This is a genomic window from Brevibacterium sp. Lmc1, from assembly GCF_057654315.1.
In genome coordinates this window covers 1,167,574-1,183,594 of record NZ_CM172803.1, presented here as the reverse complement: position 1 = coordinate 1,183,594, position 16,021 = coordinate 1,167,574, and the positions used below count along the sequence as shown (strand labels likewise).

The window sequence follows — 16,021 nt, the reverse complement described above, 5'->3', positions numbered from 1 at the left end:
CACGAGCCAGACCGCACCGACGTCGTCCCAGGCGGTTGTCATCAGGCTCAGGGAAGGAGGCCGGATGTCGATCTCGGACGAGGCCAAGCCGACGGCACGGGCAGCGGCGAAGGCAGCCAGGCGCGAGCAGCTGCTCGAGGTCGCGAAGACGCTCTATGCCCGGCACGGCTTCCATGGGGTGCGCCTCGACGACCTGGGCAAAGGTGCGGGGATCTCGGCACCGGCGGTCTACCGGCATTTCTCGTCGAAGGAGGCCGTGCTCGAGGAGCTCCTCGTCGGCATCTCTGCGTATCTCCAGTCCGGAGGCGAGGAGATCGTCTCCGCGGCATGGGACACCGCGTCGGGGATCTCCCCCACCGAGGCGGTCCGGACCCTGCGACGTCTCATCGACTTCCACGTCGACTTCGCCATGAGCGAGCCCGAGCTCATCCGCATCCAGGACCGTGACCTCGAGGCGCTGCCGGACGAATCGCGACGGACCGTGCGCCGTCTCCAGCGCGCCTATGTCAGTCGGTGGGCGGAGGTCGTCGAGGCCGCCCACCCGGTGTGGACGCTGGAGTCGGCCACTGTGCGTGTGCATGCGGCGTTCGGGATGATGAATTCGACCCCGCACCAGGCTCGTCGCTCCAGCGCCGAGGTGGTCGGGGTCGAATTGCGCGCCGCAGCGGCCGCGGCGCTGGGACTCAGCTGATCACCGGATCAGCCGAGTCCCGCCTCGGCGATTTTTCGATCACCGAGGACGGTATAGCCGATATTCAGGGCACGATGACGAGCTTGCCGCGGACGTGACCGGTGGCGCTGTCCTTGAAGGCCCGGGGAACATCGTCGAGGCCGTAGGTGCCGGCGATGTCGACGGTGAGTTTTCCTTCGTCGACGAGGAGACCGAGGCGAGCAGTCTCGGAGCCGTCGGGACGCACCCAGATGTAGCGTCCGCCGTGCTCTGCGACGCTGGGATCGGCCACCGAGGCGTGCGCTCCGCCCTCGGCGAGCACGGCCAGGGTGTCGTCGAGGACTCCCCCGACGAAGTCCGCGACCCCGTCGACCTCGCCGCCGGCAGCCTCGAGAACGCGCTCGACCAGGCCGTCGCCGTAGGTCACGGGCTCGGCGCCGAGTCCGCGCAGGTATTCATGATTGGCTTCGGACGCGGTGCCGATGACGCGTGCTCCGGCGGCCCGGGCGATCTGCACGGCGAAGCCGCCCACTCCCCCGGAGGCTCCGTGAATGAGCACGGTCTTGCCCTCCAGGTCGCCGAGGGACTCGAGGGTCCGCAGAGCGGTGCCGCCGGCCAACGGCAGTCCGCCTGCCTGTTCCCAGCTCAGACTCTTCGGCTTCGGGGCGACCGCACGCACGGGGACGGCGACCTTCTCGGCGAAGGTCCCGCCGCCGAGCACGTCCTTGCGTGCATAGGCGACGACTTCATCGCCGATGGAGAATTCCGGGGTGTCGAAGCCGCGTCCGACGACGACACCGGCGACGTCCCAGCCCGGGATGACGGGGAACTGCGTGGGCATGACCGGGTCGAGGTGCCCGCCGACGAGCTTCCAGTCGACCGGGTTGACTCCGGCAGCCTTGACTTCGATGAGCACCGAGGCGGGCGGCAGCTTCGGGTCGGGCAGCTCGCGGACGGTGATGTCGTCGAAGTTCTCGGTGTAGGCGTCATAGACGGCGGCGCGCATGGCAATGGCCTTCCGGTAGATGTCAGTGACACTGAAGTCTCAGTGTGACTGGACAACACCGGAAGGCCATCAGGCTATTCCAGGGGTCTCCTCTTACTCGTAGGTTTCCCCGGTCTTCGCGCGTTCGACCAGCGAGGCCGGCGGTGTGAAATGCTCGCCGTACTTCGCAGCCAGATCATTCGCCCGGTCGATGAAGCCGGCCAGACCGCCTTCGTACTGGTTGACGTACTGGAGCACGCCGCCGGTCCACGCGGGGAATCCGATGCCGAAGATCGAACCGATGTTCGCGTCCGGCACCGAGGTGAGCACCCCCTCGTCGAGGCATTTGATCGTCTCGATCGCCTCGGCGAAGAGCATCCGCTCCTGCAGATCGGCGAAGGGCTGATCATTCGATCCCGATTCGTACTTCTCGCGTACACCCTGCCACAGCGTGGTGCGTTTGCCGTTCTCGTCGTAGTCGTAGAAGCCGGCGCCGTCCTTGCGTCCGGTCCGTCCCTGCTCGACCATCCAGTCGAAGACGGCTTCGGAGGGGTGGGCTATCCAGGTGCCGCCAGCGGCCTCGACCGCGTCGCGGGTCTCCTTGTTGATCTTCTGCGACAGGGTCAGCGTCAGTTCGTCGAGCAGCTGCAGGGCACCGGTGGGGTACCCGGCCTGCAGTGCCGCCTGTTCCACGCTGGCCGGCTCCACGCCTTCGCCGACGGCGGCGACCGCCTCGGCGATGAAGGTGCCGATGACGCGGGAGGTGAAGAATCCGCGCGAGTCGTTGACGACGATCGGAGTCTTCCGGATCTGCTGCACGAGGTCGAAGGTGCGGGCGAGGACCTCGTCGGAGGTGTGCTCACCGCAGATGATCTCGACCAGCGGCATCTTGTCGGCCGGCGAGAAGAAGTGGACACCGATGAAGTCCTTGTCCCGGGTGACGCCCTTGGCCAGGTCGGTGATCGGCAGGGTCGAGGTGTTCGAACCGAGGACCGCATCAGGCTCGACGATGTCCTGGATCTCCTGGAACACCTTCTGCTTGAGATCGACGGACTCGAAGACCGCCTCGATGACGAAGTCGACACCGGCGAAATCCTCGGCCGAGGCACTAGGGGTGATCCGGTCGAGGACAGCTTGCGACTTCGCCTCGGTGGTCTTGCCCTTGGCCAAGGCCGATTCCTCACGCTTGGCGGCGTAAGCCTTGCCCTTCTCCGCATTGGCGAGCTCGACGTCCTTGAGGACGACCTCGATACCGGACTTCGCTGCGCTGTAGGCGATCGCCGCCCCCATCATTCCGGCACCGATCACGCCGAGCTTCTTCACCTGACGAGGTGTGACACCGTCAGGGCGCGAGCCGCCGGAGTTGATGTGGCCGAGGTCGAAGAAGAACGCCTTGATCATGTTCTTCGCCACCGGAGTATGGGTGACGTTGACGAAGTAGCGGGACTCGACCGTCAGCGCGGTGTCGATGTCGACCAGTGCGCCTTCGACCGCAGCGGCGACCACAGCTCGCGGAGCCGGCATCGGCGCACCCTTGCCCTGTTTGCGCAGCAAGGACGGCAGCGCCGGAAGCATCGCGCCGATCTTCGGTGAGGACGGGGAGCCGCCGGGGATCTTGAAGCCCTTGACGTCCCACGGCTGCACAGCCTCGGGGTTGGCCTTGATCCAGGCCTTGGCCTTGGATTCGAGTTCGGCCGCGGGGGCGAGTTCGTCGATGAGGCCGAGCGCCTGGGCGTCGGCGGCCTTGAACTTCGTCGACGGCAGGATGGCCTTCTGCAGTGCGGTCTGGATGCCGAGCATGCGCACCGACCGGGCGACTCCGCCACCGCCGGGCAGCAGGCCGAGTGAGACCTCGGGGAAGCCGAAGCGGGCGCTCGGGTTGTCATCGGCGGCGATCCGGTGGTGAGCAGCCAGGGCGAGTTCGAGTCCGCCGCCCAGTGCCGCACCGCCGAGGGCGGCGACGACCGGCTTGCCGAAGGTCTCGAGGCGACGCAGCACCTTCTTGAGGTGTTCGACGGTCGCGAACTCCTCTTCGGCATTGGCCGGATCGGCCGCACGCAGCTTGTTGAGGTTTCCGCCGGCGAAGAAGGTCTTCTTCGGAGAGGTCAGCACGACGCCGGTGATGTCATCGACATTGGCTTCGAGCCACTCCACGGTCGCCTCCAGGGCAGCTGCGAAGTAGTCGTTCATGGTGTTGACCTTGGCACCGGGTTCGTCGATGACGACGGTGACGATGCCTTCGGCATCGGTGTTGCGCTGGTAGTCGGCAGCTGTGGTTTGAGTGTTCGTCATGTCAGACCCTTTCGATGATCGTCGCGATGCCCATGCCTGCGCCGATGCACAGGGTGACGAGTCCACGCTTGAGGTCGCGGCGCTCGAGTTCGTCGAGGACAGTGCCCAGAATCATGGCGCCGGTGGCTCCCAGCGGGTGGCCCATGGCGATGGCTCCGCCGTTGACGTTGACCTTCTCGTGGGGGATGTTGAGATCCTTCATCCACTTGAGCACGACGGCGGCGAATGCCTCGTTGAGTTCGAACAGATCGATGTCATCGACGGTCATGCCGGCTTTGTCGAGGGCCTTCTTCGTCGCCGGAGTCGGACCGGTGAGCATAATCGTGGGTTCCGAGCCGGTGACCGCGGTGGAGACGATGCGGGCACGGGGTTTCATCCCCATCTTCTGGCCGACTTCCTCGTCGCCGAGGATGACCAACGAGGCGCCGTCGACGATTCCCGAGGAGTTCGCGGCGGTGTGGACGTGGTCGATGGCTTCGATCCAGTGGTACTTCTGCAGAGCCACCTCGTCGAATCCGGTCTGTGCGGCGAGCTTGGAGAATGCCGGTGGCAGCTGCGACAGCGATTCGACGGTCGAGCCGGGACGCATGTGCTCATCGCGGTCGAGCACGGTGATGCCGTTGATGTCTTTGACCGGGATGATCGAGGTTTCGAAGAGGTTGTTCTCCCAGGCAGCAGCGGCACGCTTCTGCGATTCGGCGGCGAAGGCATCCACGTCTGCCCGGCTGAAGCCCTCTGTGGTGGCGATGAGGTCGGCACCGATGCCCTGCGGCACGAAGTACGTGTCATAGTTCGTCGTCGGATCCTGTGCCCAGGCTCCGCCGTCGGATCCCAGCGGCACACGGGACATCGATTCTACGCCTCCGGCGAGGACGAGGTTCTCGAAGCCGGAGCCGACCTTCTGGGCGGCGATGTTGACGGCTTCGAGCCCGGAGGCGCAGAAGCGGTTGACCTGAACGCCGGCGACGGACTCGTCGAGGCCAGCAACGATGGCGGCGACGCGGGCGATATCCGACCCCTGCTCGCCGACCGGGGACACAACGCCGAGGACGATGTCGTCGATGGCTTTGTCGTCGAGATCGGGGTTGCGCTCGCGAATGGCGTCGATGAGTCCGGTCACGAGATCGATGGGTTTGACGCTGTGCAGCGCTCCGCCGCGGTTCTTGCCGCGTGGGGTGCGCACTGCGTCATAGATGAACGCTTCGCTCATGTGTTCCTCACAGTCTGGATGGAAGACCGACCATAAGATCTGATCGATCGTTCAGTAATATTCGCACCCCTATTGTGTCCCAGTTTCGAGTGACGGGCAACACACGCACGAGCGCCGGCGCAAGCAGAGTGAATTCGGTTGCACACTCGCACTTCCGCAACTTCTTCAGTTGTCGAATATTCCGCGTTTCCTTTCGACGACAGACGTGATTATGATAAGTCGACGCATCAACTCGGAACCCATTGGAGAATCATGTCCTTGACCACCCTTGCCCGCACGAAGACGGGCTCGAAGCTCATGGCACTGACCCTTGCTGTCGGCCTGCTCGCCGGCCCCATCGCCGTCGACGCGGCACCCGCCGAAGCTGCGACGAAGAAATGCGCAGTGAAGATGTCGAATTCGAAGCCCCGCCAGTACTCGAACACCTGGGTCAATGTCTCGAAGGTCGGCTCGAAGGCCAAGGTCGAGACCCTTGCCCACTACAAGACGACGAAGACGAAGAAGAAGGCCACTGCGTCAAAGAAGGGCAAGGCCTCTCTGAAGTACTACATCTCCGGCGCTACCCCAGGTAAGGCTGTCAAGGTGACCGTGACGGCAAAGAAGGGCAAGACGACGTGGAAGTGCTCGACGTCGTTCAAACCGGTGAAGAAGCGCTGACGGCTGAGTCACACTGCGCTCGGACCTCGTGCCGATTCTCTTTCCGGCGGCGGGGATGCCCCTTCGCAATTCTCGGGCCCGTCTCGACATGGCAGATCATGTCGAGACGGGCCCGATGTCTTCCGTGGCTCAGATCCCGCAAATTCCATAGTTTCGCGAAACTATTCAATGACTGAAACATTTTCTCCGCGGAAATCGCCTGATGTTCGGTAGCATCATCTGCAGTTTCCACCCCGGGAACACGTTGATCCCCTATCCGCAGACCACTCCCTCAGATGCGCGACCCACCCATTGCGCCAGGGTTTCCCGCTCCCCACCTTTCACAGGCTTCTTCTGAGCCTGGTGCGTTCCTCGTTTCGCACCGCGGTCTGTGGAGCAGGCGATACCGAGAAGCGAGCACCTTCGATGATCCAGAACCTACGCGAAAACGAGCTCAGCGAACTGCTGAGCGTAACCAGAGGAGCCGGGTCCGACACGGTCGTCGTCACCGGCCCTGCCGGTTCGGGGCGTACCACTCTCCTCACTTCTGTGGCCGATTCAACCACCCTTTCGGTGAGCATCGTGCGTGCCAACCCGGTCGAAAGGAAGTGGCGACTCTCCGGACTTTCTGCGTTCCTCGCGGCTGTCGACGATGCCGTCGGGACGAGCCTGCGGTCGCTGATCACGTCGTCCACCGATGAACGATCGACCTTTGCCGTCGCAGAGAACCTCGACGCTTCACTGCGGCAGAGAGCTTTCAACGCTTTCGCGGTCATCGTCGATGATGCCGATCTGATGGATCCAGCCAGTCTCGAGGTGATCGGCTATCTGCTGCGACGTCGCAGCGTCAAAAATCTGCGCGCGATCCTCTCGGTCCGGTCGATCGACAGATCCGGACCCCTGAGCAGCTTTCCACGGGTCGTCCTGAGCCCGCTCAAGGTCGAATCGCTCATCGAGTTGGGATTGTCCTCGACGTCGCCTCTGGCGTGGAAGAGCGTGCTCGAAATCGTCGCCAGGTGCAGTGCAGGCAATCCCGGGTCATTCGAATCGCTCCTCTCGGCGATTCGCCCTGGAGCGCTCTACGAGAACGAAGCTCTCTCGCTTCCCCTCAGGCCCGGTCCCGAGCTTCAGGAGACAGCGGGGCGCTCGTTCGAGAACTGCTCCATACAGATGCTGGATGCGCTCAGAGTCATCTCATGCGGTGCGTACATTCCCACCCACATCGCCGAGCAGGTCGCGCAGGTCGGTGAGGGAAGCATCGAGGACCTCGTCGCACAGGGATTGGTCCGACAGATGCGGAACGGCGTCGAGGTCTGCGATCCACGCATCCGATCGGTTGTCTACTATTCGATGACCGACACCGAACGTCACCGTCATCATGCGGCGATCGCCGATGAGCTCGCGGACGATGAGGCTGTGCTGCACATGTGGCACACCAGTTTCGCTGCCATCGATGCCGAAAGAGTCGTCGGCCTGTTGATGTGTGCAACCGAATGTGTCCGAGGCGGTCGGATACTTCACGGACTGGAATTGGCAGAACGAGCTCTTCTCCTCTCTGACGGCCCTGCGCCTGAGTCGGCGGTCGAGGAGCTGACCGCAGAACTCATGGCACAGTGCCAGTACACCCTTGCGCGCAGATATCTGCGGTTTCTGCAGGGGCGGAAAGGTACCGATGAGGTCAGTCCCTCGGTGCTGAGGCTGCGAATCCTCATCGACTATGCCGAATTGAGCGTGATCAACGATCAGCATGTGATGAGAGTCGTCGACAGCAATGCGGAGAAATCACCGCAAGCCTGTGCCTCCCTGTTGGCCAGTACGGCATTCTGTTATCTCCAGCAATGGGATGCAGAGAATGCACGAGCAGCAGCTGAACGGATATCAACTCTACTCGGCCCAGATGCAGAGGTGGCTCAGGTCGTCGAATCAGTCGTCGATCTCTTCGACGCAGCCCTCAATGGACGATGCCTTCCCTCCACCGAGGAACTCGTTGTCATCGGCTACCGTATTCGCCGGACCTTCGCCATCGAATTCTCATGGATCGTCATCGCCCAGATTCTGTCCTTGGCAGACCGGTTCGACGAGGCTCGTGCAGCGTTGAGCAACTTCTTCGACCAGTCATCTCATCTCACACCCCTGTGGGCGAGGTTGTCCAGGGTCGTGGCGTTCGACAACGAGTGCCGTGCCGGAAACTACCATCGCGTTCGCGAATTGGACGAACTGCTCACCGCCGGCAATGACCATCACGAGAGTGTGTCCGTCAACGATCACATTCGAACCGCGATGATGGCGGTCCTCGACGGCCATTCGGATCTCGCCCGCAACGCAGTGCACGACGCCCGCCGACTTACGGCGCAGGGGTCGAGTTGGCTGCTGAGATGCAGGCTCGCGGCGATCGAAGCACGAACAGCGATGCAGGAGGGCGATTTCGCCTCCGCGAACAGGCATTTCGCGCGTTGCCACCGTCTGTCGACGCGACTGCCCAGCCCTCACCTTCTGCGCTATCTCGACGACTTCATCGAGTCCCTCGTCTATGTCGGCGATATCTCCAAAGCCAAGCGGATCCTCGCCGAGCTCGAACAGGCACAGCGGGATGTTCCGATGACCTGGACGGCAGCGGCGGCCGCGCGCAGCAGAGCGCTGCTGATGTCTGGCGATGAGGCTTGGAGGGAGTTCTCCCGCCTCCTCGATTCGTGGACGAGTCCGGAACTCGAATATGTGCGCGGCCGGACGTTCTTGGCCTATGCCCATAAGCTCAAGGAACTCGGCTATGACGCTGACAGCGAAGAGATGAAGGCGATCGGTCGGTCCGTCCTCGCCGACATCGGTTTCGGAGACGCTCGAGTCGTGGGAGAAACGCACGCCGAGTCGTCCGGGTCGATCACGGATTCCCTCAACGACAAAGAACTTCCGGTCGTCGAACTGCTCACTCAGGGCTACAAGAACCATGTCATCGCCCATGAGCTCTTCGTCTCGGTGCGGACGGTGGAGCTGAGACTGACGAATATCTACCGCAAAGTCGGGGTGAAGTCCCGGTTCGAGCTGATGCGGGCTCTGGACCAGGAGAACAAGGCCCGCTCCGAGGACGAGTGAGCAGCACCGGCCGCCTTGCTTGTCCATTCATCGACCGGCGGCCGAAGTCATCCGTCTCTTCGCCTGCTGGCCGAGGCGAGTCGGTTCAGACGCCCTCGACGAAAAGGGCACCTTCAAGACGCGAGTTCTGAAGGACAGGCAGGGTCCCACGGATTTCCGCCACTCGACTGTGGTCGATGTCAGCGAAGATGATCTCCTCACCTCGCCCTGCCTCGGCGATCAGCGTGCCGTTCGGTGACGCCACATAGGAGTGTCCGATCCCCGTCGGACTGCCGTCCTTCACCGGAATTCCTGTGACCGCAGGGTCGGCTTGGTCGCAGGCGAGCACGTAAGCGGTCGAATCCAGGGCGCGGGCTGGACCCAACAGCTTCCACTGCTCGGCTTTTCCAGGGCCCGCGCCCCATGAGGTCGCGACGATGATCGCATCTGCGCCTGCTCGAGCTTGAGCTGTGAACAGTGCCGGGAAACGTACGTCATAGCAGATGGCCAGGCCGAAAGTGAGTCCGGCCAGGCGGAAAGTGCGCACCGACTCCCCTGCAGTCACTGTGTCCGATTCGCGATGTCCGAATGCATCGTAGAGATGGATCTTGTCGTAGTCGACACTGATCTCGCGGCCTTCGTCGACTCCGCGCACGATGAGAGTGTTGACCACCGTCCCATTTTCACCCGCGCGGAAGGCACCGACAGCAATTATAGTGTTGTTCTCTGCAGCAATCTGCGCAATCGACTCAGACCACTGACCGTCATCCTCAGCGGTCGCACGCGCCAGGTCGTTCCCGAAAGCGATCTGGGCAGCTTCAGGGAAGACGACGAGGCGAGCTCCCTTCCGAACTGCCGAGGCAGTGTGCTCGGCGACTCGGTCGAGATTCTCCTGCTGGTCCCCAGTCGAGTTCATCTGCACCATTGCGATCTTCATGTATCTCTCCTCTTTTTCTCTTGTCGTGGCCGATGCTGGTTATCCGGCAAACGACTAAGGTGGGTTGTATGCAAACATCGTCAGGTCCCGCTGCACGCCGGACTGCCTATGAGCGCCTGCGCGACCTCGTACTGACGGACCCGGCTATACAAGGCACCTTCCTGACCGAAGGGGATCTGGTCAAGAGGTTCGGCCTGTCCCGCACCCCAATTCGTGAAGCGCTTATCATGCTCGCCTCTGACGGCCTCGTTGACCTCATTCCGCACCGTGGGGCATACATACGGCCCAGTGACGATCGAGAGATCCGCGAGACGATGGAGGTCCGGCAGATGATCGAGCTCGAGACCGCTCGGCAGATCTTGGCATCCGGAGAAGCGCCGATCGCAGCCATGGATGACCTCTACCAGCAGCAGGTGGAGCTGCCGGTCGCCGACGACACGATTCCGGATTTCATCAGTCTCGACCAGCGTTTCCATGCCGCAATGGTCGATGCCGCAGGCAATAGGGTGCTCAGCGACATCTACACCCGATTGCGAGTCAAACACGTCCGCTTCGGCATCTCTGCAACCTGGACGAGCGCCGACCGTCCGGCACAGGTGCTCGAAGAACATTCCCAGATCCTTGAGTCGCTGCGCTCCGGTGATGCCGAGGCGACTACCAACGCTATCTGCGAGCACATCACTCAGACGCAGAATCTGCTGCTGTCCCGCTGAGTGCCACATTCGCCGCGAGAAGGCCAGTCATGTGCCCCGACTGTTAGTCGCAGTCGGAGCACATGACTGACCGAACTCAATGACTCGGCGCCGCCTCATCGATGACTTCAGTCGAACGCTGCGCAGCGGCGAGCTTCTCAAGATGGTCGACGTCCTCCTGCACGTTGTTGTTGCGTCCCATGATCAGACCGATCAGCGTGAGAGTCACGGCTCCGGCCAAATACACGGCCACCCAGACCCAGGTTCCGGTGTTGTCGAGCAGCAGCGTGAACATCATCGGAGCGATCGCCCCGCCGAGCACACCGGCGATGGTGTATGCCAGTGACGAACCTGTGTACCTCAGTCGAGGTGTGAACTGCTCGACGACGAACGCCGCCTGCGGCCCGTACATGAGCGAGTGGAAGAACAGTCCGACGGGGATGCCGACGTACATCCAGGTGGCGTCTCCTGCTTCGAGCTTGGTGAAGAAAACGAAGGTCCACGCCACTGCGCCCACCGCAGCGACACCATAGACAAGACGCCGGTTGATGATGTCTGAGAGGTAGCCGGCCAGCGGGATGCAGATGACCTGGAAAGCTGAGCCGAGCATGACCGCGCCCAACACCGTGGTCCGGTCGAGGTCGAGCACAATCGTGCCGTAGGCGAGGGTGAAGACTGTGAAGAGTGCGTAGGTGACATCGGGCCCGATGCGGGCGAGGATCGCCGAGAACAGCGGGCGCGACTCGGTCTGCAGAAGTTCTGTGATCGGCTTCTCGGGACGCTCACCCGACTGTTCGACTGCCTTGAATACCGGGGTGTCTTCGAGCTTGAGACGGATCCACAGACCGAAGAGCACGAGCACCGCCGACACGAGGAACGCCACACGCCAGCCCCAAGCGAAGAACTGCTCTTCGCTGAGGGCGAGAGTCAGACCCGCAAAGGCACCATTGGCCATGAGGTTGCCGGCCGGAGGTCCGATCTGAGCAGCTGACGACCAGAAGCCGCGATAGCGCGGATCTCCGTATTCGCTAGACAGGAGGACAGCGCCGCCCCATTCACCGCCGACACCGATGCCCTGAGCGAAACGCAGGAGCACCAGTAAGAGCGGAGCCCACAGGGAGATGCTCTGGTAGGTCGGAAGGATGCCGATGAGACATGTCGAGACTCCGATGAGCACAAGAGTCCAGACCAGGACTTTCTTTCGACCGACTTTGTCGCCGAGGCGGCCGAAGACGATTCCGCCCAACGGCCGAGAGACGTAGCCGACTGCATAGGTCGAGAAGGCCAACAGCACGCCGACCATCGGGTCGCCCGAAGGGAAGAAGAGCACGGGGAAGACGATGGCCGCCGCTGCCGAATAGATGGCGAAGTCGTACCACTCGAGCGTGGTGCCGCTCAGGCTGGCGGCGAATGCCTTGATGAGATCCTTCCGCGCCACCGGCGGACGGGTTGTTGATGCACTCTGCATAGCAATCCTTTTCATCTGTCTGGACAATGCTCGCCTGCGACTCTGCGGCAAGAACTGTGATTGCGCTAACAGTATACAGGCTGTATACAATGAGACAACATCACGTGAAACCTCATCGACGACAAGGAAGAACACACGATGCTTACCTTCGAACTCCCGGACAAGACCACCGTTGACGTACACGTCGACAGGCTTCTCAACGCGGGCTATGCCGGTCGAAACCAAGAAGCGGTTCAGCATCACATTGACGAGTTGGCCGCTCTCGGAGTACCTGGCCCCAGCCAGGTGCCCGCCCTATACCCCGTGTCTCCTTACCTTGCTCAGCAGGCTGAGACCGTGACGGTCCAGCACGGAAAATCTTCTGGAGAGGCGGAATGGGCGCTGGTCGTATCGGACCGCGGCGTACTCATCACCGCAGCCAGCGATCAGACCGATCGCGACCTCGAAGTGTATGGAGTGGCATGGAGCAAGAATGCTGCACCGAACATTCTGGCCAAGCGTGCATGGGTCTATGAGGAAATTGCCGATCACATCGACGAGATCCGCATCGAGTCCTTCGTCACTGATGCGGGTGGCGTCGAATCACAGCTTCAGGATGGAAGCTTTGCCGATCTGCTGCCTCCGAGCTATTGGCTTGACGAACTCAAGGCCAAGGAGGTCGCGCAGCCGGGCACCGTCCTCATCTCTGGCACCATCCCCATGGCTGAAGGTGTTGACCAGTTCGCCTCACTCTGGCGAGTGCGCCTGTTCGACCCGCGCACCGAGGACAGCATCGAAATGTCCTACACCGTGGAAAAGATGCCTGAGCCGGTCGGGTGAAGTGAACCGTGAAGTCTCCTTCCCGCTCTCACGTGACCTTGGGTCGGCGCGAGAACTCCGACCTCGCGGGGGACGGAATGCTCGAGCTGACGCCGGAAGCCTTCGCGCCGTTCGGCAGGGTGATGGATTTCCACGCCCAGCAGGTGCCCGGTTCGTCAGCATTCCTGTCAGCAGCGACCTCGTTCTTCCGTGCTTCCCTTTTTGAACCAGGCGCCGACGGAACGACCGATCTGCTGTGGGTATCTTACGACCGCGCAGAGCCACCGGAGGATTTCGAAGCGCATCTGCTCACGGAGCAGGCGCTCATTCCGATCACCGGTACGATCGTCCAGCACTTGTTCCGAGACGATGTCGACGACGGAACGGTCAATCGGTTTCTTGTCCGCCCGGGGCAGGGAATCGTCATGTCTCCAGGCAGCTTTCACACGACGACGTCCGTCGATGGCGAAGCGCTGTGTCTGATGGTCAGCCGAGTGAGCACCACCGACGATCTCAGCCGCAGCCTGCAGACGGGTTGCCAAGCAAGTGAGACCTTCTTCGCTCCGCCTCCCGGCTGAGAGGGTCCGCGCCTGACAGGCACTTCGGCCACGAGAAAGCCCCTCCCGCACCAGAGTCTGTCCTGGTGGGAGGGGCTGTTGCCGAGCCGCCTGCGGGAATCGAACCCGCGACCTATTCATTACGAGTGAATCGCTCTGCCGACTGAGCTAAGGCGGCAACCGAACCAACTTTAGCCAACTTCTCTGCCAGCGGTCAAAACGACGATCACCCTCCAGGGCGGTTCCGGCAGAGAGCTTCGTCACCCCCTCGACGGACGGCGACAATCGACCACCTGGCCCGCCCCTGAGCGGGTGCCGCCGGGCCGCGACCGGGCACCAGTTAACCTTGAAAGAACAGTTGGCTGACAAGCGAGAAGGTGAGACATCCATGGCAGAGTTCGACTCCGACGATTTCATGAGTGATTTCCAGGCGCTCATCGAATGCGAGTCGTTCTCCAACGACCTCTCTTCCCTGGCCCGCAGTGCACGGCTCGTCTCGCGAATCGGCACCGGAATGCTCGGTGCCGCACCTCAGATCGTCGAGACCGACGGCCACCCGCATGTGCTGTGGCGCTTCGGCACCGGACCGCGCAAAGTCGTGCTCATCGGCCACCACGACACCGTCTGGCCGACGGGAACGCTCGCTGATTTTCCGTATTCGGTCAAGGACGGAGTTGTTCGCGGACCCGGCGCCGATGACATGAAGGGCGGACTGCTCATCGCCATCTACGCGTTGGCGAAGGTCCGCGCCGAACTCGGCCATCTCGATGGCGTCAGCCTCCTCATCACTGCCGACGAAGAACTCGGTTCCCCTGGCTCCCGGCAGATCATCGAAGACGAAGCGCGCGGAGCGAAGGCCGCCCTCGTGTTCGAAAGCGGTGCCGCCGACGGTGCCGTCAAGATCGCTCGCAAAGGCGTGGCGATCTACCAGCTCGAAGTCACCGGTCTGGCATCGCATGCCGGAGTAGAACCGGAGAAGGGCATCAACGCCACCATCGAAGTGGCCAACCAGGTCATCGAGATCGCTGCACTGCACAAACCCTCTGTCGGGACCTCTGTAGTCCCGACCGTGATGACCAGCGGATCGACCACGAACACCGTACCGGCCAAAGCCGTCGTCGGCATCGACTCCAGGGCAGCCTCGGCGGATGAACAGGTGCGCATCGATGAGGCTCTGCGCGCCCTGACGCCCAGCGTGGCCGGTGCGAAGATCGAACTCAAAGGCGGAATCAACCGCGCCCCGCTCGAAGAGGACATGGCGATGGGCCTGTATGCCCGTGCCCAACGACTGGCAGGACGACTCGGGCATCCCCCGCTGCGGTCAGTCGCAGTCGGCGGCGGGTCGGACGGCAACTTCACCGCCGGAGTCGGGACGCCGACCCTCGACGGCCTCGGCACCGTCGGCGGAGGTTCCCACGCCCGGACCGAACACGCTCTGCAGATCTGGATTCCCCGCCGCATCGAACTCACCGCAGCACTCGTAGCAGAACTCCTCGGCGACGGCTGAGCGTCTTCGGCCATTCCCCCGGCGCGCCCAACCGTCGGCGATCAGAGTGCGCCCGTGCGGTCCTCTTGCAGCCAGGGGTTCGACAGCAGCACGAAGGCTGCTTCGACGATGAGCACGGGCGACATGTTCGTCTGCAGGCGCTGCCGGGCCTCGGTGATCGCATCGATGCGCAGCAAAGTGGTGTCGGGGCCGTCCCGGTTCGCCTGTTCGGCGATGAGATCGACTTCGCCGGCGTTGATCCACCCGTCTCGGATCCCCAGCTGGTACATGAGGATGTCACGGTAGAGGCTCATGAGCTCGAGGAAGATCCGGTCGAGCTCATCGTTGCGGGCCCGCACCGAACGGCGCTTCTGCTCTTCCTCGAGCTTTCTGATCTGCGCTCTGGCCGAGGGCGGAATCGTCTTCTCCCCTTCGACCCCCAATGTGGTCAGAAGCTGAGTCCGCTCGGCGGCATTGCGCTCTTCGACTCGTGACTTCGCGGTCTCTGCCGCTGCGTCGACGATGCGACCGGCCAAACGTATCGTCGCCCCCACCGAGGTGAGCTTGCCGGGGATGGCGAGGATCTGTTTGCGTTCGGCGTCGGCCGACTCGTTGAGCGCCAGGTATTTCGCGCGCCCGATGTGGTTCTGAGCCACGGCCGCAGCCCAATGGGCACGATCCTCCGAGACACTGTCACGCTGCATCAGCAGCTGTGCCACGGCCTCCCGAGAAGGAATACGCAGGCGTACCGGGCGACACCGCGATCGGATGGTGGTCAGCACATCGATCGGGCTCGGTGCACACAGCAGCCACACAGTTCCCGGAGGAGGTTCTTCGATGGCTTTGAGCAGCACGTTCGCCGTCCGCTCCATCATCCGATCGGCATCTTCGATGATGACGACACGCCATTTCGAGTTCACCGGCGACGACTGAGCCTTGGATACGAGTTCGCGGACCTCTTCGATCGAGATGACCGACTTCTGCGTCGACATGATCGTCAGCGACTCGTGATGTCCCGACAGCACCCTGGCGGTCACGTCGTTCGATTCGGTGCCACCGGAGATCAGGGCCGCGGCGAAGGCCCGAGCCGCATTGGATCGCCCTGAGCCGGGAGGACCGGTGAACAGCCAGGCATGGGTCATCGCCGCCGGGTTGTCCAGGGCATAGCCGAGCTGGGTGATGACGTCATCCTGGCCGACGAGTTCGTCGAAGACGCTCACT

The 16,021-nt window shown here is 62.7% G+C and carries 13 protein-coding genes and 1 tRNA gene; 7 read left to right on the top strand and 7 right to left on the bottom strand.

Annotation, left to right across the window (positions count from 1 at the left end; all coding sequences use genetic code 11):
• The first annotated feature begins 64 nt into the window (after positions 1 to 64).
• Complete coding sequence (locus tag AC239G_RS05095) at positions 65 to 691, top strand: TetR/AcrR family transcriptional regulator (RefSeq protein WP_139468683.1); 627 nt, start codon at positions 65 to 67, stop codon at positions 689 to 691.
• A 64-nt stretch (positions 692 to 755) separates the two neighbouring features.
• On the opposite strand, the gene AC239G_RS05090 is transcribed toward AC239G_RS05095, so the two are convergent.
• The 3 genes from AC239G_RS05090 to AC239G_RS05080 all read right to left on the bottom strand — a co-directional run bounded on the left by AC239G_RS05090 (position 756) and on the right by AC239G_RS05080 (position 5,157).
• Positions 756 to 1,676, bottom strand: coding sequence for an NADP-dependent oxidoreductase (locus AC239G_RS05090; RefSeq protein WP_487489934.1), 921 nt, complete (start codon positions 1,674 to 1,676; stop codon positions 756 to 758).
• 93 nt (positions 1,677 to 1,769) lie between these two features.
• Entirely contained in the window at positions 1,770 to 3,947 is a 2,178-nt protein-coding gene (locus AC239G_RS05085) for a 3-hydroxyacyl-CoA dehydrogenase NAD-binding domain-containing protein (RefSeq protein ID WP_487489933.1), read from the bottom strand.
• Position 3,948: 1 nt separating this feature from the next.
• The gene (locus AC239G_RS05080) at positions 3,949 to 5,157 is read right to left on the bottom strand and encodes an acetyl-CoA C-acetyltransferase (RefSeq protein WP_139907206.1); all 1,209 of its coding nucleotides are present in this window, start codon (positions 5,155 to 5,157) and stop codon (positions 3,949 to 3,951) included.
• 252 nt (positions 5,158 to 5,409) lie between these two features.
• Between AC239G_RS05080 and AC239G_RS05075 the strand changes: the two genes are divergently transcribed.
• The gene (locus AC239G_RS05075; protein ID WP_139468687.1) at positions 5,410 to 5,814 is read left to right on the top strand and encodes a hypothetical protein; all 405 of its coding nucleotides are present in this window, start codon (positions 5,410 to 5,412) and stop codon (positions 5,812 to 5,814) included.
• A gap of 405 nt (positions 5,815 to 6,219) precedes the next feature.
• On the top strand, positions 6,220 to 8,883 hold the full coding sequence (locus AC239G_RS05070; protein WP_139907205.1) for a LuxR family transcriptional regulator: 2,664 nt from the start codon (positions 6,220 to 6,222) through the stop codon (positions 8,881 to 8,883).
• Between the two features lie 85 nt (positions 8,884 to 8,968).
• On the opposite strand, the gene AC239G_RS05065 is transcribed toward AC239G_RS05070, so the two are convergent.
• Positions 8,969 to 9,799: a carbon-nitrogen hydrolase family protein gene (locus AC239G_RS05065; protein WP_487489932.1), complete on the bottom strand. Its 831-nt coding sequence runs from the start codon at positions 9,797 to 9,799 to the stop codon at positions 8,969 to 8,971.
• A 68-nt stretch (positions 9,800 to 9,867) separates the two neighbouring features.
• Between AC239G_RS05065 and AC239G_RS05060 the strand changes: the two genes are divergently transcribed.
• The gene (locus tag AC239G_RS05060; RefSeq protein WP_172173881.1) at positions 9,868 to 10,512 is read left to right on the top strand and encodes a GntR family transcriptional regulator; all 645 of its coding nucleotides are present in this window, start codon (positions 9,868 to 9,870) and stop codon (positions 10,510 to 10,512) included.
• Positions 10,513 to 10,588: 76 nt separating this feature from the next.
• On the opposite strand, the gene AC239G_RS05055 is transcribed toward AC239G_RS05060, so the two are convergent.
• Positions 10,589 to 11,959, bottom strand: a complete 1,371-nt coding sequence (locus AC239G_RS05055; RefSeq protein ID WP_487489931.1) for an MFS transporter — start codon at positions 11,957 to 11,959, stop codon at positions 10,589 to 10,591.
• Between the two features lie 138 nt (positions 11,960 to 12,097).
• Here AC239G_RS05055 and AC239G_RS05050 point away from each other — a divergent pair, with 138 nt between their 5' ends.
• Together AC239G_RS05050 and AC239G_RS05045 are read left to right on the top strand one after the other, a co-directional pair.
• Complete coding sequence (locus AC239G_RS05050) at positions 12,098 to 12,778, top strand: DUF2848 domain-containing protein (protein WP_139468692.1); 681 nt, start codon at positions 12,098 to 12,100, stop codon at positions 12,776 to 12,778.
• 8 nt (positions 12,779 to 12,786) lie between these two features.
• Complete coding sequence (locus AC239G_RS05045; protein ID WP_487489930.1) at positions 12,787 to 13,335, top strand: ureidoglycolate lyase; 549 nt, start codon at positions 12,787 to 12,789, stop codon at positions 13,333 to 13,335.
• 84 nt (positions 13,336 to 13,419) lie between these two features.
• Here the strand turns inward: AC239G_RS05045 and AC239G_RS05040 are convergent.
• Positions 13,420 to 13,492 (bottom strand) — tRNA-Thr (locus tag AC239G_RS05040).
• A gap of 210 nt (positions 13,493 to 13,702) precedes the next feature.
• Between AC239G_RS05040 and AC239G_RS05035 the strand changes: the two genes are divergently transcribed.
• Positions 13,703 to 14,821, top strand: a complete 1,119-nt coding sequence (locus AC239G_RS05035; protein WP_487489929.1) for a M20/M25/M40 family metallo-hydrolase — start codon at positions 13,703 to 13,705, stop codon at positions 14,819 to 14,821.
• A gap of 41 nt (positions 14,822 to 14,862) precedes the next feature.
• Here the strand turns inward: AC239G_RS05035 and AC239G_RS05030 are convergent, their stop codons facing one another.
• Positions 14,863 to 16,020, bottom strand: a complete 1,158-nt coding sequence (locus AC239G_RS05030) for a DNA polymerase III subunit delta' (RefSeq protein ID WP_139907200.1) — start codon at positions 16,018 to 16,020, stop codon at positions 14,863 to 14,865.
• Between the last annotated feature and the right edge of the window lies 1 nt (position 16,021).